Source organism: Proteus mirabilis HI4320 (genome assembly GCF_000069965.1).
Classification (GTDB): domain Bacteria; phylum Pseudomonadota; class Gammaproteobacteria; order Enterobacterales; family Enterobacteriaceae; genus Proteus; species Proteus mirabilis.
The window spans coordinates 735,251-756,440 of record NC_010554.1 but is presented as its reverse complement, the minus strand read 5'-3'; the positions used below and the strand labels follow the sequence as shown (position 1 = coordinate 756,440).

Sequence of the window (21,190 nt, the reverse complement as noted above, 5' to 3'; positions counted from 1 at the left end):
ATACTAGCTTGGTCGTTAAAGAGTAATCATTATTATTCTTGGCGTTTTTGATACTTTGTATCTCACCTGCAGATTTGAATCTTTTCTCATGGATAAAACTAAACAAAATGAATTGGTTCGATGGCTGAAACAGCAAAGTGCTCCAGCCCGCCGTTGGTTACGGCTATCAATGATTTTAGGGGTAGTCAGTGGTTTATTAATTATTGCGCAAGCATGGTTATTAGCCATTCTACTACAAGCGTTCATTATGGATGGGCTAAGTCGTGATACACATACGACTACTTTCCTTATCCTTATCAGCATCTTTATTTTACGCGCTGTCGTGATGGCGATACGCGAACGTGTAGGCTATCGCTGTGGTATGGCGGTCAGACAGCAAATTCGCAAAATAGTACTTGATAGACTTGAAGCGCTAGGCCCTGTATGGGTCAAAGGCAAGCCCGCAGGAAGTTGGGCAACGATTATTCTAGAACAAATAGAAGATATGCAAGATTACTATGCGCGTTATCTGCCGCAAATGTATCTCGCCTCTATTGTACCTTTGCTGATTCTTATTACCATTTTTCCTATTAATTGGGCCGCAGGATTAATTCTTTTTGTCACAGCCCCTCTTATTCCTTTATTTATGGCGTTAGTTGGCTTAGGCGCAGCAGATGCTAACCGGCGTAATTTTCTTGCCTTAGGTCGCTTAAGTGGCAACTTCCTTGATAGATTACGTGGTTTGGATACATTGCGCCTATTCAACCGTGGTGATGCAGAAGTAAAACAGATAACGGATGCAACGGAAGACTTTCGTAAGCGAACCATGGAAGTGCTACGTATGGCATTTCTCTCTTCTGGCGTATTAGAATTCTTTACCGCCGTATCCATTGCGGTCGTCGCGGTCTATTTTGGTTTTTCCTATCTTGGAGAATTGAGCTTTGGTGATTATGGGTTAGGCGTGACGTTATTTTCTGGTTTTTTAGCCCTGATCCTTGCCCCTGAGTTTTTCCAACCATTACGCGACTTAGGCACCTATTATCATGCTAAAGCACAGGCGGTAGGTGCAGCTGGCTCTTTGGTTGAGTTTTTAGAAGCCGAAGGTGAACAGCCCCAACCTACGGGTAATCAAACTATTAATACCGACCAAGGTATTGAAATAGTTGCCCAACAATTAGAAATCTTGTCACATCAAGGAGCCAAACTGGCAGGCCCTCTTAACTTTACCATTCATCCCATACAGCGTATTGCACTGGTCGGGCAAAGTGGCGCAGGTAAGAGTTCATTACTTAATGTATTGTTAGGTTTTTTACCTTATCGTGGCTCATTAACCGTCAATGGTGTTGAGTTAACTCAACTCTCTCCACAGGCATGGCGCCAATGTATCAGCTGGGTGGGACAAAACCCTAACTTACCAGAGCAAACCCTGCTGGATAATATTCGTTTAAGTGATCCGAACGCCAGTGAAGCGAAGATAAATCAAGCTATTGAAAAAGCTTATGTAAGTGATTTTATTAACGAATTACCGGATGGTTTAAACACCATTATTGGTGATAATGCTGCCCGTCTTTCCGTTGGTCAAGCCCAACGTATTGCGGTAGCTCGCGCCCTTTTATCACCTTGTCACTTTTTATTATTAGATGAGCCTGCAGCAAGTTTAGACTCTCACAGTGAACAGCGCGTTATGCAAGCGCTTAATGAAGCTTCATTACATCAAACGACGCTGTTGATTACCCACTTATTAGAAGAAACGATGGAATATGATCAGATTTGGGTAATGGAAAAAGGGCAAATCATTGAAACTGGGACTTATCAGTCACTCAGTCAACAACATGGTGCCTTTGCTCGTCTTCTTGCTCATCGTAAAGAGGAACTTTGATCATGAGAGTACTGCTTCCTTTTCTCGCGTTATACCGTCGTCACTGGTTTATGCTGTTACTGGGTATTTTGTTGGCAATTTTAACATTATTAGCCAGTATCGGCCTTTTAACACTTTCTGGCTGGTTCTTAGCGGGCACGTCATTAGCGGGTTTTGCGGGCATTTATAGTTTTAACTATATGTTACCCGCCGCTGGGGTACGAGGTGCGGCAATATTTCGTACTGCGGGGCGTTATTTTGAGCGTCTTGTCAGTCATGATGCCACCTTTCGTGTACTCTCACACTTGCGTGTTTTCACTTTTAAGAAAATTTTACCGCTCTCTCCTGGGGGGATCGCCCGTTTTCGTCAAGGTGAATTACTTAACCGTTTAGTAGCTGATGTTGAAACCTTAGATCACCTTTATATCCGGGTGATCTCACCGATAATTGCCGCCTTTGTGGTTATCATGACCATTATGTTTGGGCTTGGGCTTATTGATGCTCACTTAGCAAATACGCTAGGTGGTATTATGCTCACCCTGCTGGTGGTATTACCTTTTGTATTTTATTATGCCGGAAAGCCCATTGGTCGTGATCTCACAGACCTAAGAGGGCAATATCGCACCGTACTCACCAGTATGTTACAAGGGCAAGCTGAATTAACAATTTTTGGCGCCCTTCCCCGCTTTAGACAAAATTTAGCACAACTTGAAGCACGCTGGCTGCGCCGTCAAGCACAACAAGCTAACTTAACTGGTTTATCTCAATCGCTAATGATTTTGGCCTCGGGATTAACCGCCACACTGATTTTATGGTTAGCTGCCGATGGTATTGATGCCCACTTTATGCCAGAAGCACTCATCGCTCTCTTTACTTTCTGTGCATTAGCGGCATTTGAATCGCTCGGCCCGGTGACTGTCGCATTTCAACATTTAGGGCAAGTCATGACATCGGCTACGCGTATTACGCATTTAATTGAGCAACAACCCGATGTCACCTTCCCAGCCCAAGGGGGAGAGATAAAACCGAGCGCCTCATTAACACTACGGGATGTCTGCTTTACCTATCCTAATCAACCCATGCCTGTGATCAATCATGTTGATCTCACCATTGAAGCAGGACAACATGTGGCATTACTGGGTAAAACGGGTTGTGGTAAATCAACACTCTTACAATTAGTCAATCGCGCATTCGATCCCTCTCAGGGCGTGATCACATTAAATCATTTATCTCTTGCTGATTATGATGAAGCGACATTACGTTCAATGATGTCTGTTGTACCTCAACGTGTGCATGTTTTTAGCCATACTTTAAGAGAGAACTTAATTATGGCAAAAGAAGATGCGACAGATGAAGAGCTTACTCATGTTCTACGCCAAGTTGGTCTTGAACAACTGGTCGAAAATGATGAAGGTTTAAATGCATGGATGGGTGATGGTGGAAGACAGCTTTCTGGAGGCGAACAACGACGTTTAGGGCTGGCAAGAGCCATACTCCATAATGCACCACTTATCTTACTTGATGAGCCAACAGAAGGTCTTGATGCAGATACAGAGCAACAGATCCTCGCACTATTACAGCAACATTGCCAAGGCAAAGCGGTATTAATGATCACCCACCGGCTTTCTGGGTTAGATAAAATGGATAAAATTTGTGTGATGGATGGCGGTCACATTGTCGAAACCGGCACGCATCGTCAGTTATTACAACAGCAAGGTCAGTATGCTAAATTTCATCAAAGACAAGCATTGTTAATGCCACATGATGAGGCGTAATATGCCGTTGTTTCAATTAGATGAACACGATGTGACTTTTCCTGCCCCCCATTTGGCTTTAAAAGAGCCAAGTGGGTTATTGGCAATTGGCGGCGATATTTCCCCTGCTCGTTTGAAAGAGGCTTATCAAACGGGGATTTTCCCTTGGTATACACCCCATGAAACGCCGTTATGGTGGTCACCCGATCCCCGAGCCGTCTTACCCGCAGGAACATTGCATATTGGTCGTACGTTACGTAAGTTTTTACGCCAAGCGCCTTATACCATCACCTTAAATCAGGCATTCTCTGATGTCATTGAGGCCTGTAGTGTACGTGATGAGGGAACTTGGATAGGCCCTGATATAAAAACCGGCTATCGGGCATTGCACCAACAAGGAGAAGCCCATTCTGTAGAAGTTTGGGAGGGCGACGAATTGATCGGTGGTTTATATGGAGTTAACGTTGGTGCCGTTTTCTGCGGTGAATCAATGTTTAGTCGTCGAAATAATGCTTCTAAATGTGCCTTTGTTGCTTTTTATAACCATTTTCTGCGTTATGGGGGTCAACTATTTGATTGCCAAGTGTTAAACTCTCATACGGCAGCATTAGGTGCGATAGAAATTGCCAGAGATCGCTATTTAGAGGCGCTATCTCGTTGGAAAAAGGTGATTATTGATAAAAAGTGTTGGTATCAGCAATCGTTGGAATTATAATCACCACTCGTTTTTGTAAAGCCCATCAGATTTTAAATAGAATTTCACTGCTGTGGTCTATACAAAAATTCATCTTGCACATCCAAAGTGTGGTTTGGATGTTGTTATTTTATTGCAATAAATACCGCACAATAAAGAATTATGACTTGTGTTATTAACCTTGTTTTTCAGCAACTAAAACACAAGTAACGGTAAGGAATATTAACTTGTTAGCAAAGCAAACATCTTTGTTAACCAATAACATTCCTTTACATAGGACAATATTTTCGGCATTATCTTGCCGTTTAAAAAATATGGTTATTAAAACTTAGAGGATTAGATGGCCAAAGAAGACAACATTGAAATGCAAGGCACTGTACTGGATACTCTGCCAAACACGATGTTCCGTGTAGAATTAGAAAACGGACACGTCGTTACCGCTCATATTTCAGGAAAAATGCGTAAAAACTATATTCGTATCCTGACAGGCGACAAGGTTACCGTTGAGCTGACCCCATATGACCTGAGCAAAGGCCGTATCATCTTCCGTAGCCGTTGATCCCAATCCATTCTCTCCCGCAATATCATCATTTCGGGTGAAAAAAAACACCACAGGCAAAGCATGAATTGATGCTGACCTGTGGTGTCTGCTTTTTAGCCTAAGATAAACCGCTATTATTAAATAACGGTATCTTCTTTTTTAGCCAATTTTTCTTGGCTAGTAAATTGGTACTGTAATTTATTTTCTTGGTCATTTAAGGTCACAGAAACCGAGCCGCCATTAACTAACGAGCCAAACAGAATTTCATTGGCTAATGGTTTTTTCAGATTTTCTTGAATTACGCGAGCCATAGGTCTTGCTCCCATTGCTTTATCGTAACCTTTATCACTTAACCATTGGCGAGCTTCTTGACTTACCTCTAGCGATACCCCTTTATCATCCAATTGAGCTTGTAACTCGACAATAAATTTATCAACCACCATAGCAATAATATCGGCTGATAGCGCATTAAACCAAATAATGCCATCTAAACGGTTACGAAACTCTGGGGAAAACGCTTTTTTGATTTCAACCATGGCATCAGTGCTATGATCTTGTTCAGTAAACCCTATCGATTTACGTTGCGTTTCATGAACACCCGCATTGGTTGTCATCACCAAAATCACATTACGAAAATCAGCTTTACGGCCATTATTATCAGTAAGTGTTCCGTTATCCATCACTTGTAGCAGAATGTTAAACACATCGGGATGTGCTTTTTCAATCTCATCAAGTAACACTACAGAATAAGGGTTTTTAATCACCGCATCTGTGAGTAATCCACCTTGATCAAAACCAACATAACCAGGAGGTGCCCCAATTAAACGACTTACCGTATGTCGTTCCATATATTCAGACATATCAAAGCGCAGTAGCTTAATATTAAGCGCTTTCGCCAACTGGACCGTTACTTCTGTTTTACCCACCCCAGTAGGTCCGGCGAATAAGAAAGAGCCAACCGGCTTATTCTCTTGCCCTAAACCTGCTCGGCTCATTTTGATAGATTCAGCCAAGGCATGAATAGCTTGATCTTGACCGAACACCAACATTTTTAATTGGTTATCCAGATTTTTTAGCATTGACTTATCACTGCTAGAAACCGTTTTTTCTGGAATACGGGCAATTTTTGCTACTACCGATTCAATATCAGAGACATTAATCGTCTTTTTACGTTTACTTGGTGCAATTAAACGGGTTTTCGCACCGGCTTCATCAATAACATCAATGGCTTTATCAGGAAGGTGTCTATCAGTAATGTATTTAACCGATAAATCAACAGCTGCCTGAATTGCCTTATTGGTATAACGCACATCGTGATGTGCTTCATACTTCTGACGCAATCCCTTAATAATTAATACGGTTTCATCTGCCGAAGGCTCAATTACATCAATTTTTTGGAAACGACGAGCCAAGGCGCGATCTTTTTCAAAGATCTGACTAAATTCTTGATAAGTGGTTGAACCAATCACACGAATACGACCACTTGATAATAGTGGTTTAATTAAGTTAGCGGCATCAACTTGCCCACCAGAGGCGGCGCCAGCACCAATGATGGTATGAATTTCATCGATAAATAAGATACTTTTTTCATCTTTTTCAAGTGTTTTCAATAACGCTTTAAAGCGTTTTTCGAAATCACCACGATATTTGGTTCCTGCTAATAAAGATCCAATATCAAGAGAATAGAGCGTGCAGCCTTTCATCACATCAGGCACATCATTTTGTTCAATACGCCATGCGAGCCCTTCTGCAATTGCCGTTTTACCGACACCCGATTCACCGACCAGTAATGGATTATTTTTACGTCGACGACATAAGACTTGTATCGTTCTTTCTAATTCCGCTTGACGGCCGATAAGTGGATCAATTTTACCCTGACGCGCCAACTGGTTTAAGTTAGTGGTAAAATTATCCATGCGATCATCGCCTTGTGGCATCTCTTGTTGAGATTGTGCATTTATATCGCCCATATCAGACTGATCATCACTGTTTTGTTGATCATCTTTTAAAATGCCATGAGAGATAAAATTAACCACATCAAGACGGCTAACATCATGTTTACGTAGTAGATAAGCGGCGTGAGACTCTTGCTCACTAAAAATCGCCACTAGCACATTGGCACCGGAAACTTCATTTTTACCTGAAGATTGCACATGGAACACAGCACGTTGTAATACACGTTGGAAACTCAAGGTTGGCTGTGTTTCTCTATCGACATGCTCGGGTAAAATAGGTGTCGTTTTACGAATAAAGATTTCAAGCTCTTCGCGTAAGACTGCTAAATCGACTTTACAAGCTTCCAATGCTTCACGCGCCGATTTGTTACTTAATAGCGCCAGCAACAGGTGCTCTACAGTCATAAATTCGTGTCTGTTATCACGGGCTTTCGCGAATGCAATGTTAAGACTAAGCTCTAATTCGTGATTAAGCATAAGCACCTCCTCCTTAAAAGACTCACCGGACTACGCTTTTTCCAGTGTACACAAAAGTGGATGGCCATTTTCTCTGGCGTATTGATTCACTTGTGCAACTTTAGTTTCAGCGATATCCGCACTATAGACACCACACACTCCCTTCCCTTTATGATGAACGTCCAACATAATTTGTGTGGCTTTTTCTTCGTTAAGAAAAAAATACATTGTTAATACTTCTACAACAAAATCCATGGGGGTGTAATCATCATTATTCAAGATCACCTTATACATCGCAGGTGGCTCATTTAACTGAGAGACCTTCTCCCCTAGTGTGGTTTCTGTTAAAAAATCAAACTGACCCATTGTTATGTGTTACTCATTGGTTTGTTAAACGTCACGACTCACTATGACATTCAGTTTACCATCTCATAGGAAAGTCTGCCTATCAACGGTTTTTTATTAACTCTTTTTCTACCAAAATAAATAACAAAGCGTTAGCTACATCAAAGTTTCACCTACTCGGAACATTTTCTTGCTCATCTCCCCCTTGACGATTGAAACAATTAATTAGAGTATGTTTTATGAACAGCTCAGTAAATATACTGAAAGTAATGTTAAGTAAATAAAGACAAGTATATGAGAGAAGCTAAGTATGGAGACAGGTACAGTTAAGTGGTTTAACAACGCTAAGGGTTTTGGTTTCATTACCCCTGCCGCAGGTGGCGAAGATATTTTTGCCCATTATTCATCAATAAGAATGGAAGGCTACCGCACACTGAAAGCGGGTCAGAAAGTTAATTATAGCACAATAAAAGGACCTAAAGGGGATCATGCTGATCTTATCATTCCTATTATCGAATAATGGTTAAGTAAGTATGATGTGGATAATATTTTATCCGCTCTCGCCCCTTATTTCGTCCATTTTCACACTTTAAACAGAAAATGACGCTCACATTATCATACCAATAAAAGCCCTTATCTTTTGAAAGATAGGGCTTTTGATCTTTTATAGACTACCGCTATTTTACTCTCTCGCTAAGGCATCAATAGGGTTCATTTTGGCCGCATTTCTCGCCGGTAAAAAACCAAAAATAACCCCAATTGCTGTAGAGCAAGCAAAAGCACTTATCAGTGCCGTGGGCTGGAACACAAAATGCCAATTGGGTAGCATCATGCTGGCAAACATAGCAATCGCAAATGAAAGGCTAATACCTAATAATCCTCCCACCAAACACACCAGTACTGACTCAATTAAAAATTGTTGCATAACATCACTGGCTCGTGCGCCTACCGCCATACGAATACCAATTTCCCGAGTCCTTTCCGTAACAGAAACCAACATGATATTCATCACGCCAATCCCCCCTACCACCAGCGAAATAACCGCTACCAAGGTTAAAAACAGTTGCATAGTTTGCGTGGTTTTTTCAGCCGCTTTAATAAAGCTATCAATGTTATAAGTAAAAATATCTTTTTTACCATGCCGGATCGTTAATAAGCGGAGAATTTGTTGCTCAGCAACACTCGCATCATAGCCCTCTTTTACTTTTACCGTGATGTTATCTAAATAACTACGGTTATAAATTCGACTACTTAGCGTACTGTAAGGCACCCAGACACGTAATGACTTATTATCACCAAAAGTGGATTTTTGCTCTGCAACCACACCTATGATAGTAGAAGGAATATTACGAATAATAATTTGCTCGCCAATCACCGCTTGTTTATTCGGGAAAAAACGATGACGAGTATTTTCATCAATAACGACTACTTGCGCTTGGCGATGGATCATATCAGGCGTAAAAGTGCTCCCCTGTGCAAATTTCAACGCATACACTGAAAAATAATCCTCGTTAACACCAGAAACTGTTGCCGGCGCATCTTGATTACCACGACGTAATCGAGAGCTAAAGTAAATCTGTGGTGTCACTGATTGTATATAAGATTGCTGTTTTAACGCATCAACATCTTGAATGGTTAAGGATTGTTTATCTTCTGGTGAATCACTACCAAGCTCCTTACCCGGATAGATATCAATGGTATTGGCGCCAATCGCTTTTATATCTGCTAAGACCCTATCTTTGGCAGCATCACCAATAACAATAATGGTGACAACAGAGGCAATGCCAATAATGATCCCCAACATTGTCAGCAAGGTACGAATTTTATTCACCACCATTGCTCGCCAAGCCATGTTTAATGCCTGCGTAAAACGTCCAATGACTTGATGAAAATAAGAGGCGGTTTGGATCGCAGGTGGTGCCTTTTTCACTGGTGCAGAATGGTGATTATTATTATCGCTAATAATTTGACCATCTTTAATTTCAATAATACGATCGGCTTGTTGGGCAATTAATGGATCGTGAGTGACAATAATCACCGTATGCCCTTGTTGATTTAATTGCTTTAAGATAGCCATTACCTCTTTACCCGATTGGCTATCTAATGCCCCCGTTGGCTCATCGGCGAGGATCACTTCTCCGCCATTCATTAATGCGCGGGCAATACTGACTCTTTGCTGTTGACCTCCGGAAAGCTGACTTGGCCGATAGTGAATACGCTCTGCTAAACCAAGGCGAGTTAATAGCGCACGGGCGCGCTCTTTTCTTTGCTCTGTACTTTTACCTGCATATATGGCGGGGATCTCCACATTTTGCTCAGCAGTTAAATGCGCCATCAAATGGTAGCGTTGAAAAATAAAGCCAAAATGTTCACGACGTAGCGCAGCCAGTTGGTCACTTTCCATATCTGCCACACATTGCCCAGCCACTTTATATTCACCGCTGCTTGGCTTATCTAGGCAACCTAATATGTTCATTAGCGTTGATTTCCCAGAGCCTGATGCACCAATAATCGCGACCATTTCACCAGCATTAATCGTCAGTGAAATCTGATCTAGTACCACCGTGTCTTCTTCACCATTGGTATATAAACGGCTTACGTTGTTGAGCTCTAGTAATGCAGACATTATGACTCTCCTGCAATCTCACCGAGGATCACGTCATCATTTTCATTTAATCCACTAATGACTTCTGCATAAACATCTGTACGAATACCGATTTTAACTACGCGTTTTTCAGGCTGCCCATTGACGAGAACCTCTACTTGATATTCATTTATGCCTACATTTTCCCCTAATGCTGACAATGGCACTAAGAGAATATCTTTTTTATGCTCAAGGAGAATTTTAACTTGTGCTGTCATTTGTAAACGCAACAAATGTTGTTCATTGGGGACTTCAAAACGTGCATAGTAAAAAATCGCATCATTGATTTTTTCAGGTGTGGGTAAAATATCTTTTAACTTACCATTGAAGGCTTTATCTGGTGCTCCTAATACAGTAAAAGAGGCTTTGAGATCAGGTTTTAAATAGATAACATCTGCCTCAGAAACTTCGGCTTTTACTAACATGGTATCTAAATCAGCTAATGTTAATATGGTTGGTGCTTCTTGAGCTGCAATGACTGTCTGCCCTTCAAGGGTTTTGATAAAAGTGACCACACCATCCATCGGCGCAGTAATACGGGTATATTGCAAATTAGTTCTTGCGGTATCCAGTGTTGCCTGATTTTTTCTAATTTGTGCTTCATAAGTCGCCACTCGGGCTTTTTTGACTTCAACGTCTGTTTTAGTGCGATCAAGCTCTTCTTGGGCTATAACATGTGTGCCAATCAGCTTTAATTGACGTTGATAAGTCAATTGCGCCAAACGTAATTCGGCTTTAGCTTGCTGTAAATTAGCCATCAGTTCATTATTAGTTTCTTGAGATTCCGCGACCTCATTTTGTGCTTTTTTCGGATCAATAATCGCCAGCAGATCGCCTTTTTTTACTACATCCCCTTCTTTTACATATAAAGTTTGTAGCTGACCACTCACCTGCGCACCAACATCGACTTTACGTACCGCATCTAATTTGCCCGTTGCTGTGACTTCTTTGGAAAGCTCCCCACGAGTAATTTTTTGTGTTTGATAACTAGGTAAATGCTCTTTCGGCCAGAAAAAAAATAAGCCTATGGCAATAAAAATCAAAATAGCAGCTATAATCTTCCCTTGCTTTTTAGTTAGGAAAAAAGCCATGAAATATCCTTCTTATACAATAAGAGTGAAATAAAAAATAAAGTCCTGTTGGTAATAACCTAAAATCACCCTTAACTTTTTCGATAATAAAAACACAATGAGATATCTATGCCCCTATAAATAGAAGCATAGAAAAATGACTTAATTGGCTTTTCCTCTCGCAAGCCATGCTACCCGAGAAAACATCACCTTTAATAAAGTAGGAATAGCATCAATACCTCGTTGTGCAGCATTATTAGCAACCGTTAAGGCAAGATCAGGCTTTGATGAACGTTGTATCGCTTTTATGATCACACGTCTTACTGGCCATTTTTCATTATCAGGAACACCAGCAACCTCATGATAGACATTGCGAAAACCTTCTTTATATAAATAGTGTTCCATATCTAATGCTGGCAACCGTGTTAATCGGTCACGCTCCGCATCATTTCTTTTTGCGGCAAATTCTTTAACGGTGGCGGCGTATTTTTTACCCGCCTCATCGCCATCAACCAACGTATGCCATTCTATACCCATATAGGTAGCATACTTTAACAGTGGCTTAAGTCCGCACTGCGCAAACTCAATGACTTTGATCCCTTCAGATTCAAAGAAGTAGTTACATTGTCTGGCTAATTCGTTCATTAGCCAGATTTCCGTTTCCCCTTCGACCAATAACCAACAACGAGCAAAGAGTGCAGAAGGTCGGTTATAACGAATATGAAAAGAGATACGACGCTCTTCTTCTGCATGAAGTTGTTTGTCGCCAAGTCGATAAGCGGCAACTTTATCTGTATCACGTACTAATCGACAAACACTTTGTAGTGGTGCTAAGGAGAGTAACTCCCCTGAATTGGTTGTCGTAATGCGTTGCAAAGAAAAGAGATTTAATAATCCCCATGCCACAGAAAGCATAATAGGGTGTAAGCGAGTTTCAGGGTTTTCTACAATCACTATCGGTCTTGCGTAAGGATCAAGTTCGACACTGCCTCGTGACTGTAAAATAGAAGAGAACATACCTAAAATAATTAAACGAATATTGCGCTGATTAGGTTTCGCTAAAATCTTATTAATATTTTCTAGTGCATGCCATCCTCGAATATGTGGCTCACTGACTTTGCGATGTTTCAAATGAGATTTAAACAGTAGCGCACCGTGATCAGCAAAATAGTGTCCTAATAACTGTTGCATTGCATCTAACCCTTCACGTAAATCTTCATCTGATAAATTGTCTGGGTTATTAATTAATGCTTTCGTTAATTCACTCATCTTATTATTAAATGCTTCACGATGAGGCTCATTATGAGAGTCAATAACTTCTGTTGTTAAATTAGGTATAAAACGCGCATCCTGTAAGCGCAATACTGGATAAAGGCGCACAATTTCAGCAATAATCGCTTTGGTCTGTCCATTCGCTAAACGGATCTGTTTACCTTCTTTATCCAGAAAATAACGAAAGGTTTTGACATTTTGCTGCTCATCTAATTCTGCACTAATACGGTAATAAATATGCTTACGAGCGTCCCCATTAGCTATCCATACGGGTGCTAATTTACGAAAACGATACGAGCGATGACGACCAGGACGTGATTCGGTAAAAGTCAGAATAATTTGTAGGTTTTTTTTACTGTTTTCTGGCTCATTAGGTAAACGATGAAAATCTTCTGCTGTAAAAGCATATTGATAAGTTTCGATCCCCAAACTCAAGGTTAACGCATCAAGTAATGAAGTTTTACCCCATGCATTTTCGCCAACCAAAACCGTATTCATATCAAGGGGGAGAGAAAGGCGATTAAGCCCCCGAAATCCTGCTATTTCCACTCTTTCTAAATACATAAATTCCCTCTCAGGTCGCAACTCAGTTGTTATGGTTCATCTATTGCATCTCTATCAACTTTATACGCTTTCTGATAATAATTTTACTTAATGACTTATTTTTATTAAAACACAGTTCCTCATGAGCGTAATAAAATTTACTCAACTATTCGACACATAACTAATTAGCTCATTTTTCAAACAATTAAGGCTATATTAATCAGATCGTGCTAGGCTCTTCTTCTGTAATAAAAATTTTCAACTTATCGCGGTTTCTATATCCACATAACTATTAGCAAATGTTATAATGCAATTCGCGTTATTAGTTTATTTTATAATTTTGACAACACTCAGTAAGGAATAGAAATGCTATCAGGGTTATTGATTATCCTATTGCCCCTGTTTATAGGGTATTTGATTAAGTTAAACAATCGCCCTTTGCTTCAATTGGCTAACCGTTTACTTAGTGCAATGGTCTATGTGATCCTCTTTTTAATGGGGGTTAGCTTAGCCATGTTAGATAATATTGGTGAAAATTTATTTTCTATCCTTGCCTATGCCAGTGTCTTCTTTATCTGTACTTTTGGTGCCAATCTGCTGTTTTTATGGTTGCTGGATAAAAAAGATCCCTGGCATGTCCCTGCACATAAACAAGCTAAGCCCCCTTCACGTATCAAAATGGTACTCGAATCACTACAACTTTGTGGTGTAGTGGTAGTAGGTTTTTTTGTCGGTTTAACCGGATGGTCAATTTTTGGTTATGCATCTCAAGCCAGCCAAGGCGCACTTATCTTTTTATTATGGCTTGTTGGTCTACAATTACGTAATAGTGGCATGAGTCCAAAGCAGATCTTAATTAATCGTCGCGGTACTACCATTGCAATAGTGATGGCAATAAGTGCCCTTGCAGGTGGTGCATTAGCGGCTTATTTACTCGGATTACCCACAAAAATGGGATTAGCGATAGCCTCTGGTTATGGTTGGTATTCTTTATCGGGGATCGTATTAACCGATGCGTTTGGCCCGGTAATTGGTAGTACCGCTTTCTTTAATGACTTAATGCGTGAATTAGCCGCCATCATGCTAATCCCCATTATTGTTAATCGTTATAGAAATACGGCATTAGGTATTTGTGGTTCAACTTCTATGGACTTTACGCTACCTGTATTACAACGCAGTGGAGGGGTTGCCATAGTTCCTGCTGCAATTGTGCATGGTTTCGTATTAAGTTTGGTCACACCAATCTTAATGGCGTTCTTTACTTCATAGAAAATTTTGTAACAATAGTATTATTACGTCTTTTCTTACAGTGGGTTAACGATGAATCAACAGCGTGTATTGGTATTAGGTGCCAGTGGACATATTGGACAAAATCTTATTCCTGCCTTAATAGCACAAGGCCATCAAGTCACCGCCGGTGCTCGTAGAGTCGATTGGATGATGTCGCAAGGGTGGCAAAATACACGCTGTGTATTTGTTGATTTACACGATCCCAAAACATTACGAGATGTCATCCGTAATACGGATATTGTGTATTACCTTGTGCACAGTATGGGAGATGCCCATAACCTTATCGAACAAGAGCGCCAAGCGGCATTGAACGTCGTCGATGCTTTAGAAGAGAGTGACGTTAAACAAATTATTTTTTTAAGTGCGCTCCAACATAAAGATCAACCCTACTCTCCCCATCTTGTTGCCCGCAAGCTCACGGGAGAAGTGCTTAGAACCAGCTCTATTCCTGTGACGGAAATCCGCACCTCTATGATTGTCGGCCCCGGCTCGGCCGCTTTTGAGATCATGCGAGATATGGTATATAACTTACCGATATTAACCCCGCCACGTTGGGTGCGTTCAAAATCATCCCCTATTGCGTTAAAAAATTTAATTTACTATTTAACAGAAATTATTCATCACCCAACCCATCAACACCGCATTTTTGATGCCGGTGGCCCTGAATATATTAGCTATCAAACACTTTTTGAGCGCTTTATTAACATCTCCGGCAAAAAACGATTACTGATCCCTTTACCTATCCCCGCCAGTATTATTTCTGCTGGGTTTATTAGTCTAATAACTTCAGTTCCCACTTCAATCGCCAAGGAGCTTATCCAAGGGCTTAAATACGATCTTCCCGCTAAAGATGCCTCTTTACGCAAGCTGATCCCACAAAAGTTAATTTCTTTTGATGACGCAGTCAGAGAAACACTCGCAGATGAAGAAGCGGCTTTAGATGATCAAGATTGGGGTTACTCTCCTGAAGTACGTAACCGTTGGAAACCCGGCTATGGCTATTATCCCAAAAATGCCGGATGTACAGTGTCAACACCAGCGAGTGCGGCGGCACTTTGGCATGTCGTTCAGCAAATTGGTGGTGAACAAGGTTATTTTTATGGTAATGCATTATGGAAAACACGTGCTTTATTAGATGATCTTGTTGGCAACAAAGTCACTTATGGGCGCCCTCAGCGTGAAACGCTAGCGCTAGGTGATATGATTGATGGTTGGCGGGTAATAAAGTTAGAGCCTGAAAAACAACTGACTTTACTCTTCGGTATGAAAGCCCCCGGTTTAGGGCGCCTCTCTTTTACTATTCACGATAGTGGTAACCTACGCTCATTAGATGTCCGTGCTTGGTGGCATCCTGCTGGTTTTAGTGGTTTACTCTATTGGTTTGCCATGATGCCAGCCCATTTATTTATTTTTAAAGGTATGGCTCAAACCGTCTCAACTTGCGCCTATAGATTGGATAAAAATTCACCTAAAAAGCCCGAGCAATCGTCCTAATATCCATTTTTAAGTAAAAAAAGCAATTTTTTATGCACTATTAGTTGCATAATTATTCTCATCGTTTTATCATTTGAAACAGTTAATGACTATTCAAAAAAAACGCATGAGTATTCAATTAAAAAATATAAATTGTTTCTACGGTTCGCACCAAGCACTCTATGATATTAATCTAGAATGTTCTGCTGGTGAAACAATGGTTCTGTTAGGACCAAGTGGTGCGGGTAAGAGCTCTCTAATGCGGGTTCTAAACTTATTAGAAATGCCTCGTTCTGGTGAATTAGACATTGCTGGTCTACATTTTGATTTTGGCCAGCAACCGAATGCGAAAGCGATTCGTACATTACGCCAAAATGTTGGCATGGTTTTTCAGCAATATAATTTATGGCCACACTTAACGGTTCTTGATAATTTAATTGAAGCACCTTGTCGTGTATTAGGTTTGGCAAAACCGCAAGCTAAAGAAAAAGCGATGAAATTACTTGAGCGTTTACGTTTAAGTGATTATGCACAACGTTTTCCACTGCATTTATCCGGTGGACAACAGCAACGTGTTGCCATTGCAAGAGCATTAATGATGGAGCCTCAGGTACTGTTATTTGATGAACCAACGGCAGCACTTGATCCAGAAATTACGGCTCAAGTTGTTGATATCATAAAAGAGCTTTCTGAAACAGGGATCACACAAGTTATTGTGACCCATGAAGTTGAAATTGCGCGCAAAGCCGCAAGCAAAGTTGTATATATGGAAAACGGCCGTATTATAGAGCAAGGTGATAATCATCATTTCACTGCCCCTCAAACGGAAGCTTTTGCTAATTACTTGTCACACTAAATCGGGATCTGACAATGAAAAAAATATTATTTGCAGCACTTCTGACCAGTATTACACTTTCTGCAACAGCGGCTGATAAAGAGACTATTCGTTTTGCTACTGAGGCAACTTATCCTCCATTTGAAATGATTGATGCAAACAATCAAATCGTTGGTTTTGATGTAGATTTAGCAAATGCCATGTGTGAAAAAATTAATGCTGAATGTACTTTTACCAATCAATCATTTGATAGCTTAATTCCTAGCTTAAAATTCCGTCGTTTTGACGCATTAATGGCGGGGATTGATATTACGCCTGAGCGTCAAAAACAGGTAGATTTTACTGATTCTTACTATGACAACTCAGCGGTCTTTATCACCGTTACAGGTAAAATTTCCGATGTTGCAAGCTTAAAAGGCAAGCAAATTGGTGTCCAAAATGGGACAACCCATCAGAAATTCATCAATGAACAACATAAAGAGATGAAAACGGTGCCTTATGACAGTTACCAAAATGCCGTGTTAGACCTAAAAAATGGTCGTATCGAGGCTATCTTTGGTGATACCGCTGTGGTTAATGAATGGCTGAAAAAGAATCCTGAATTAGGCATTGTCGGTGATAAGGTCACTGATCCTAACTATTTTGGTACAGGCCTTGCTATTGCAGTAAGAAAAGGTAATGCTGATTTACAAGATAAATTAAACAAAGCATTATCTGAAGTAAAAGCCGATGGCACCTATGATGTCATTTATAAAAAATGGTTTGAATAATTATAGTTAATAACAACAATAGCTTAATAAATGAATGAAATAACAACGCTAGCAGGTGCGACCGTGACTACGGTCACACTTGCTATTTCTGCTCTTATTATCGGATTAGTTCTAGCCATGCTGTTTACTGCGTGGGAATCCGCAAAGTGGAAAGCCTTTGCTTTTCTAGGAACTTGCTGGGTAACACTAATTAGAGGACTGCCAGAAATGCTGGTGGTTCTTTTTGTCTATTATGGCACCTTACAAGGTGTCATGATGCTCATGGATGGTATTGAATTAGGCCCTTTCACCTTACAATTTGACTTTGGTGATACTGAATCTTTACCTTTCTATTGTGGTGTTATCGCCCTTTCACTTCTGTATGCGTCTTACGCTTCACAAACTTTACGTGGTGCATTAAAAGCCGTGCCAACCGGACAGTGGGAAGCAGGACAGGCATTGGGTATGGGAAAAATCACCATTTTTTTCCGCTTTATCATGCCCCAAATGTGGCGTCACGCGTTACCCGGACTCGGTAATCAGTGGTTAGTGCTCTTAAAAGATACCGCTTTAGTCTCATTAATTAGCGTTAATGATTTAATGCTACAAACCCAGAGTATTGCCAATCGTACTCAAGAGCCTTTTACTTGGTATAGCATTGTGGCACTTATCTATTTAGCCATTACATTAGTCAGCCAATATATTCTGAAATGGTTAGAGATGAGAACGACCCGATTTGAACGGAGTGCCTCATAATGTGGGATTATATTGTTGATATTTTACCAGGCTTACCGACCAGTTTATCACTGACTTTTGTTGCGCTCTTAGTCGCCTTTACGTTATCGGTATTAATGACTTTTATTTTGGCATTAAAAGTCCCTGTTATTTCACCTATCGTAAAAGTCTATATTACATTGTTTACTGGCACACCTTTGTTAGTACAATTTTTCTTAATCTATTATGGACCCGGACAATTCCCCTCATTAAAAGAATTTCCTCTGTTGTGGGAATTATTATCCACACCTTGGTTTTGCGCCATGGTGACATTAGCATTAAATAGTGCGGCTTATTCAACACTCCTTTTCCACGGTGCAGTCAGGGCGATACCTGCTGGACAATGGCAATCCTGCCAAGCTTTAGGTATGTCACCGCTACAAACAGCGAATGTCATCTTACCTTATGCTTTCAAACGCGCCCTTTCTTCTTATTCCAATGAAGTGGTGCTGATTTTCAAGAGTACTTCTCTTGCTAGCACTATCACTTTACTTGAGCTAACCGGCTATAGCCGACAAGTCTTTGGGCAAAATTATGATGTGATGGTATTTGTTGCTGCAGGCATTATTTATTTAGCTATCAATGGAATACTGACACTGTTAATGAGATTAATTGAGAAGAAAGCCTTAGCTTTTGAACATCGTGATTAGTGCAACTTTAATCATTACACCACGTTTTTTGCTTTAAAATTAACCCCCAAAGTTGAACAACCGCTTTGGGGGTTATTAAGTTGTGCAGTTAAAATTATCAAGCGTTAACGACAATAACATGTTATTGCGATTAAATTAGCGTTTAACTTTGTTGTAAAACCAAGAGCGTCAACACTTCATAATGAGCAGTATGAGGGAACATATCAAACAGTTGCACTCTATCGATACGATAATGAGAAAGTTGTTGTATATCTTTTGCCATCGTTTGAGCATTACAACTGGAATAGAGGATAAAACGAGGCTTCATACTATTTAAATAGTCGCATAACGTTTCGCCAATACCTCGTCGTGGCGGATTAACCAGTACTAATTCAGGAACAGACTCTTTTGCTAAAGCAAAACCAGTAGAGTCCAGCGCTTGAAATTCTACATGCTCTAACCCTAATTCATTGGCGGATAAACGTGCACATTCAATCGCTTCTGGACTAATCTCAATGCCTGTTAATTCCGTGTTTTTTTGTGCGCAATGTAAGCCAAACCCCCCTGAGCCACAAAAGAGATCCCATAACCGGTTTATCTGCAACTCTTTGACCCAATGCCCTGCCGTTGCATACAGTGACGCGGCAACATCGGGATTGGTTTGAAAAAAACCTTTCGGGCGAATATGTAACGGAATCTCATTAAAATATTCATCTAAAAAGGTTTTCTCTGTTAATACAATTTCTTGCTCACCTTCCAATATCGCCATATGGACAGGTTGGATATTCACCGAAATAACGGCTAATTGGGGTAATTGAGCCTGTAACCATGGTAATGCTTGGCGAAGTTGCGCCAGTTTTTTTTCTGAGCGCAGCACAAAACGTAGCATCATGCTGTGATTGTGGCGACTTTCTGTTAATAAAATAAACTTTAGCTCGCCTCGACGACGTTCCACGTTATAAGGCACTAATCCTGCTTTGGCAATAAAGGTTTTTAATATTGGAAAAACCGGTTCAAAAGAAGCGGGATAGAGTGGGCATTGGCATAAATCAACACCTTCCCCCTCTGGTTTACGTAACCCTAAAATCGGTTTTTCGACACTACCACTTACTACCATTTTCGCTTTATTACGAAATTTAACTTGTTGGCTTTCTACCGGCGCTAATTGAGTAAACGCGTAGTTTTTGGGCAATAAGTCTAATAGATTATGTTGTTTTTGATTAATTTGTTCGGAATAAGCAAGAGAAAGCCACCCACAAGAGTGGCAATCACCCGCACTGGAGCGTGCGCATTGCATAAGATTTTGTGACCGTTATAGATAGTAATTAATGTACAGTATATGAAGAGTCTGTTGATGATGATGTTATGTCTAGATCTTCATCTTCTTCATTTTCTTGTCTTTCGCCATACAGAAAATCATTATTAAAGATCTCACTGATCACTTCTGCTGACTGCTCTTCAGCCTTATGTAAAAACAGCTCGAACTGATTAAATGATAGTCCCACAGCAATAGGTAAAGATTGGCTCAAAACTAATTTCGGTAAGTTTTCATCGCTAATTTCTAGGAACGTCTTAATAAATAGGGAACTTGCATTAATTTGACTAAGATTTGCCATAACAGGCACTATCGCTGATGGTTTTAATTCAGCAATAGCGGTAAAAACAAGCACATCATCAAGCACATCAATTTTAGCATCAAAAATACCATTGATATATTGAAGATGAGGTAAATGTAACGCCTGACAAGAGTCACATTCATAGAAAGCAATCTGTAATTCATCCAGCCAAGATTTCAGCTGATCCAGATCGATAGTAACAACAGCGTCCATTAAATAACCTTTACGCGCTAAAAATAAGAGTGCTTTTCTGCATTGACGTTATTTTGCCACTTTTTTTCACCAGAAGGCAGTAATAAATAGAAAAACGCCACAAATAAAGTCAAGTGACAAAGAGGCTAAGTCACCTAGCCTCTTTCACTCATCATGATATAAAACTGTATTTATTTTTCGTTATGTGGCTTTTTCTTTTTATTTTCAGTTGCCTTAGTATCAATACCTAAGAAGGTTAAACGATAGATCGCTCGCCAAACGATATGTATTGCAGGTGGGATCATACAAAGCACCCCTAAAACAACCAAGGTCAATTGCCCTGTATAGGTTGTTAACCATTCCGGTGAAGTCATATATTGATTAATATATAAGTAAGCGATAACCAATAGCACAATACCAATTAGTTCAATAATAATAATTGGCTTTGGCATATCTGATAGTGTTTTCATATCCCGTTTAGAGGGCTTTTCCATGTTGTCTCCGTTCATCACCTTGCACTA

The 21,190-nt window shown here is 40.3% G+C and carries 19 protein-coding genes; 11 read left to right on the top strand and 8 right to left on the bottom strand.

Annotated elements, in window-relative coordinates; genetic code table 11:
* Nucleotides 1-88: 88 nt before the first annotated feature.
* From cydD to infA, 4 genes are all read left to right on the top strand, one after another.
* Complete coding sequence (gene cydD, locus PMI_RS03415; RefSeq protein ID WP_012367704.1) at nt 89-1,858, top strand: heme ABC transporter permease/ATP-binding protein CydD; 1,770 nt, start codon at nt 89-91, stop codon at nt 1,856-1,858.
* 2 nt (nt 1,859-1,860) lie between these two features.
* On the top strand, nt 1,861-3,612 hold the full coding sequence (gene cydC, locus PMI_RS03410) for a heme ABC transporter ATP-binding protein/permease CydC (RefSeq protein WP_012367703.1): 1,752 nt from the start codon (nt 1,861-1,863) through the stop codon (nt 3,610-3,612).
* A gap of 1 nt (nt 3,613) precedes the next feature.
* The gene (aat, locus tag PMI_RS03405) at nt 3,614-4,306 is read left to right on the top strand and encodes a leucyl/phenylalanyl-tRNA--protein transferase (RefSeq protein ID WP_012367702.1); all 693 of its coding nucleotides are present in this window, start codon (nt 3,614-3,616) and stop codon (nt 4,304-4,306) included.
* 319 nt (nt 4,307-4,625) lie between these two features.
* Nucleotides 4,626-4,844, top strand: coding sequence for a translation initiation factor IF-1 (gene infA, locus PMI_RS03400; RefSeq protein ID WP_004244560.1), 219 nt, complete (start codon nt 4,626-4,628; stop codon nt 4,842-4,844).
* Between the two features lie 119 nt (nt 4,845-4,963).
* Here the strand turns inward: infA and clpA are convergent, their stop codons facing one another.
* Entirely contained in the window at nt 4,964-7,258 is a 2,295-nt protein-coding gene (gene clpA, locus PMI_RS03395; protein ID WP_004244559.1) for an ATP-dependent Clp protease ATP-binding subunit ClpA, read from the bottom strand.
* A gap of 30 nt (nt 7,259-7,288) precedes the next feature.
* Complete coding sequence (clpS, locus tag PMI_RS03390) at nt 7,289-7,603, bottom strand: ATP-dependent Clp protease adapter ClpS (RefSeq protein ID WP_004244558.1); 315 nt, start codon at nt 7,601-7,603, stop codon at nt 7,289-7,291.
* 289 nt (nt 7,604-7,892) lie between these two features.
* Here clpS and cspD point away from each other — a divergent pair, with 289 nt between their 5' ends.
* Nucleotides 7,893-8,102 carry a cold shock domain-containing protein CspD gene (gene cspD / locus PMI_RS03385; RefSeq protein ID WP_004244557.1) on the top strand — a complete coding sequence of 70 codons (210 nt, stop codon included), beginning with the start codon at nt 7,893-7,895 and terminating at the stop codon, nt 8,100-8,102.
* 162 nt (nt 8,103-8,264) lie between these two features.
* On the opposite strand, the gene macB is transcribed toward cspD, so the two are convergent.
* The 3 genes from macB to PMI_RS03370 all read right to left on the bottom strand — a co-directional run bounded on the left by macB (nt 8,265) and on the right by PMI_RS03370 (nt 13,132).
* The gene (gene macB, locus PMI_RS03380; RefSeq protein ID WP_012367701.1) at nt 8,265-10,208 is read right to left on the bottom strand and encodes a macrolide ABC transporter ATP-binding protein/permease MacB; all 1,944 of its coding nucleotides are present in this window, start codon (nt 10,206-10,208) and stop codon (nt 8,265-8,267) included.
* Complete coding sequence (gene macA, locus PMI_RS03375) at nt 10,208-11,317, bottom strand: macrolide transporter subunit MacA (protein ID WP_012367700.1); 1,110 nt, start codon at nt 11,315-11,317, stop codon at nt 10,208-10,210. The genes macB and macA overlap by 1 nt, the downstream gene beginning before the upstream one ends.
* 141 nt (nt 11,318-11,458) lie before the next feature.
* Nucleotides 11,459-13,132, bottom strand: a complete 1,674-nt coding sequence (locus tag PMI_RS03370; RefSeq protein WP_004244554.1) for an ATP-dependent nuclease — start codon at nt 13,130-13,132, stop codon at nt 11,459-11,461.
* A 345-nt stretch (nt 13,133-13,477) separates the two neighbouring features.
* Here PMI_RS03370 and PMI_RS03365 point away from each other — a divergent pair, with 345 nt between their 5' ends.
* From PMI_RS03365 to artM, 6 genes are all read left to right on the top strand, one after another.
* Nucleotides 13,478-14,380 carry a LysO family transporter gene (locus PMI_RS03365; RefSeq protein WP_004244553.1) on the top strand — a complete coding sequence of 301 codons (903 nt, stop codon included), beginning with the start codon at nt 13,478-13,480 and terminating at the stop codon, nt 14,378-14,380.
* A 51-nt stretch (nt 14,381-14,431) separates the two neighbouring features.
* Nucleotides 14,432-15,895, top strand: coding sequence for a DUF2867 domain-containing protein (locus tag PMI_RS03360; RefSeq protein ID WP_012367699.1), 1,464 nt, complete (start codon nt 14,432-14,434; stop codon nt 15,893-15,895).
* Between the two features lie 106 nt (nt 15,896-16,001).
* A complete protein-coding gene (gene artP / locus PMI_RS03355) occupies nt 16,002-16,730 on the top strand; it encodes an arginine ABC transporter ATP-binding protein ArtP (RefSeq protein WP_012367698.1) in 729 nt (242 codons plus the stop codon).
* Nucleotides 16,731-16,744: 14 nt separating this feature from the next.
* Nucleotides 16,745-17,479: an arginine ABC transporter substrate-binding protein gene (gene artJ, locus PMI_RS03350; RefSeq protein WP_004244550.1), complete on the top strand. Its 735-nt coding sequence runs from the start codon at nt 16,745-16,747 to the stop codon at nt 17,477-17,479.
* A gap of 30 nt (nt 17,480-17,509) precedes the next feature.
* On the top strand, nt 17,510-18,214 hold the full coding sequence (gene artQ / locus PMI_RS03345) for an arginine ABC transporter permease ArtQ (protein WP_004244549.1): 705 nt from the start codon (nt 17,510-17,512) through the stop codon (nt 18,212-18,214).
* A complete protein-coding gene (artM, locus tag PMI_RS03340) occupies nt 18,214-18,882 on the top strand; it encodes an arginine ABC transporter permease ArtM (protein WP_012367697.1) in 669 nt (222 codons plus the stop codon). The genes artQ and artM overlap by 1 nt, the downstream gene beginning before the upstream one ends.
* 142 nt (nt 18,883-19,024) lie before the next feature.
* On the opposite strand, the gene rlmC is transcribed toward artM, so the two are convergent.
* The 3 genes from rlmC to PMI_RS03325 all read right to left on the bottom strand — a co-directional run bounded on the left by rlmC (nt 19,025) and on the right by PMI_RS03325 (nt 21,163).
* Nucleotides 19,025-20,158: a 23S rRNA (uracil(747)-C(5))-methyltransferase RlmC gene (gene rlmC / locus PMI_RS03335; RefSeq protein WP_012367696.1), complete on the bottom strand. Its 1,134-nt coding sequence runs from the start codon at nt 20,156-20,158 to the stop codon at nt 19,025-19,027.
* A gap of 28 nt (nt 20,159-20,186) precedes the next feature.
* On the bottom strand, nt 20,187-20,690 hold the full coding sequence (locus tag PMI_RS03330) for a type III secretion system chaperone family protein (protein ID WP_012367695.1): 504 nt from the start codon (nt 20,688-20,690) through the stop codon (nt 20,187-20,189).
* A gap of 170 nt (nt 20,691-20,860) precedes the next feature.
* Nucleotides 20,861-21,163, bottom strand: a complete 303-nt coding sequence (locus PMI_RS03325; RefSeq protein ID WP_004247610.1) for a YbjC family protein — start codon at nt 21,161-21,163, stop codon at nt 20,861-20,863.
* Nucleotides 21,164-21,190: the final 27 nt, after the last annotated feature.

Bases quoted from the DNA above. Each gene is read 5' to 3' on its own strand.
- clpS (WP_004244558.1), bottom strand. From the start codon at position 7,603: ATGGGTCAGTTTGATTTTTTAACAGAAACCACACTAGGGGAGAAGGTC.
- artQ (WP_004244549.1), top strand. From the start codon at position 17,510: ATGAATGAAATAACAACGCTAGCAGGTGCGACCGTGACTACGGTCACA.
- artM (WP_012367697.1), top strand. From the start codon at position 18,214: ATGTGGGATTATATTGTTGATATTTTACCAGGCTTACCGACCAGTTTA.
- macB (WP_012367701.1), bottom strand. From the start codon at position 10,208: ATGTCTGCATTACTAGAGCTCAACAACGTAAGCCGTTTATATACCAAT.
- aat (WP_012367702.1), top strand. From the start codon at position 3,614: ATGCCGTTGTTTCAATTAGATGAACACGATGTGACTTTTCCTGCCCCC.
- cydC (WP_012367703.1), top strand. From the start codon at position 1,861: ATGAGAGTACTGCTTCCTTTTCTCGCGTTATACCGTCGTCACTGGTTT.
- rlmC (WP_012367696.1), bottom strand. From the start codon at position 20,158: ATGCAATGCGCACGCTCCAGTGCGGGTGATTGCCACTCTTGTGGGTGG.
- macA (WP_012367700.1), bottom strand. From the start codon at position 11,317: ATGGCTTTTTTCCTAACTAAAAAGCAAGGGAAGATTATAGCTGCTATT.
- cspD (WP_004244557.1), top strand. From the start codon at position 7,893: ATGGAGACAGGTACAGTTAAGTGGTTTAACAACGCTAAGGGTTTTGGT.
- artJ (WP_004244550.1), top strand. From the start codon at position 16,745: ATGAAAAAAATATTATTTGCAGCACTTCTGACCAGTATTACACTTTCT.
- PMI_RS03360 (WP_012367699.1), top strand. From the start codon at position 14,432: ATGAATCAACAGCGTGTATTGGTATTAGGTGCCAGTGGACATATTGGA.
- artP (WP_012367698.1), top strand. From the start codon at position 16,002: ATGAGTATTCAATTAAAAAATATAAATTGTTTCTACGGTTCGCACCAA.
- clpA (WP_004244559.1), bottom strand. From the start codon at position 7,258: ATGCTTAATCACGAATTAGAGCTTAGTCTTAACATTGCATTCGCGAAA.
- PMI_RS03330 (WP_012367695.1), bottom strand. From the start codon at position 20,690: ATGGACGCTGTTGTTACTATCGATCTGGATCAGCTGAAATCTTGGCTG.
- cydD (WP_012367704.1), top strand. From the start codon at position 89: ATGGATAAAACTAAACAAAATGAATTGGTTCGATGGCTGAAACAGCAA.
- infA (WP_004244560.1), top strand. From the start codon at position 4,626: ATGGCCAAAGAAGACAACATTGAAATGCAAGGCACTGTACTGGATACT.
- PMI_RS03325 (WP_004247610.1), bottom strand. From the start codon at position 21,163: ATGGAAAAGCCCTCTAAACGGGATATGAAAACACTATCAGATATGCCA.
- PMI_RS03370 (WP_004244554.1), bottom strand. From the start codon at position 13,132: ATGTATTTAGAAAGAGTGGAAATAGCAGGATTTCGGGGGCTTAATCGC.
- PMI_RS03365 (WP_004244553.1), top strand. From the start codon at position 13,478: ATGCTATCAGGGTTATTGATTATCCTATTGCCCCTGTTTATAGGGTAT.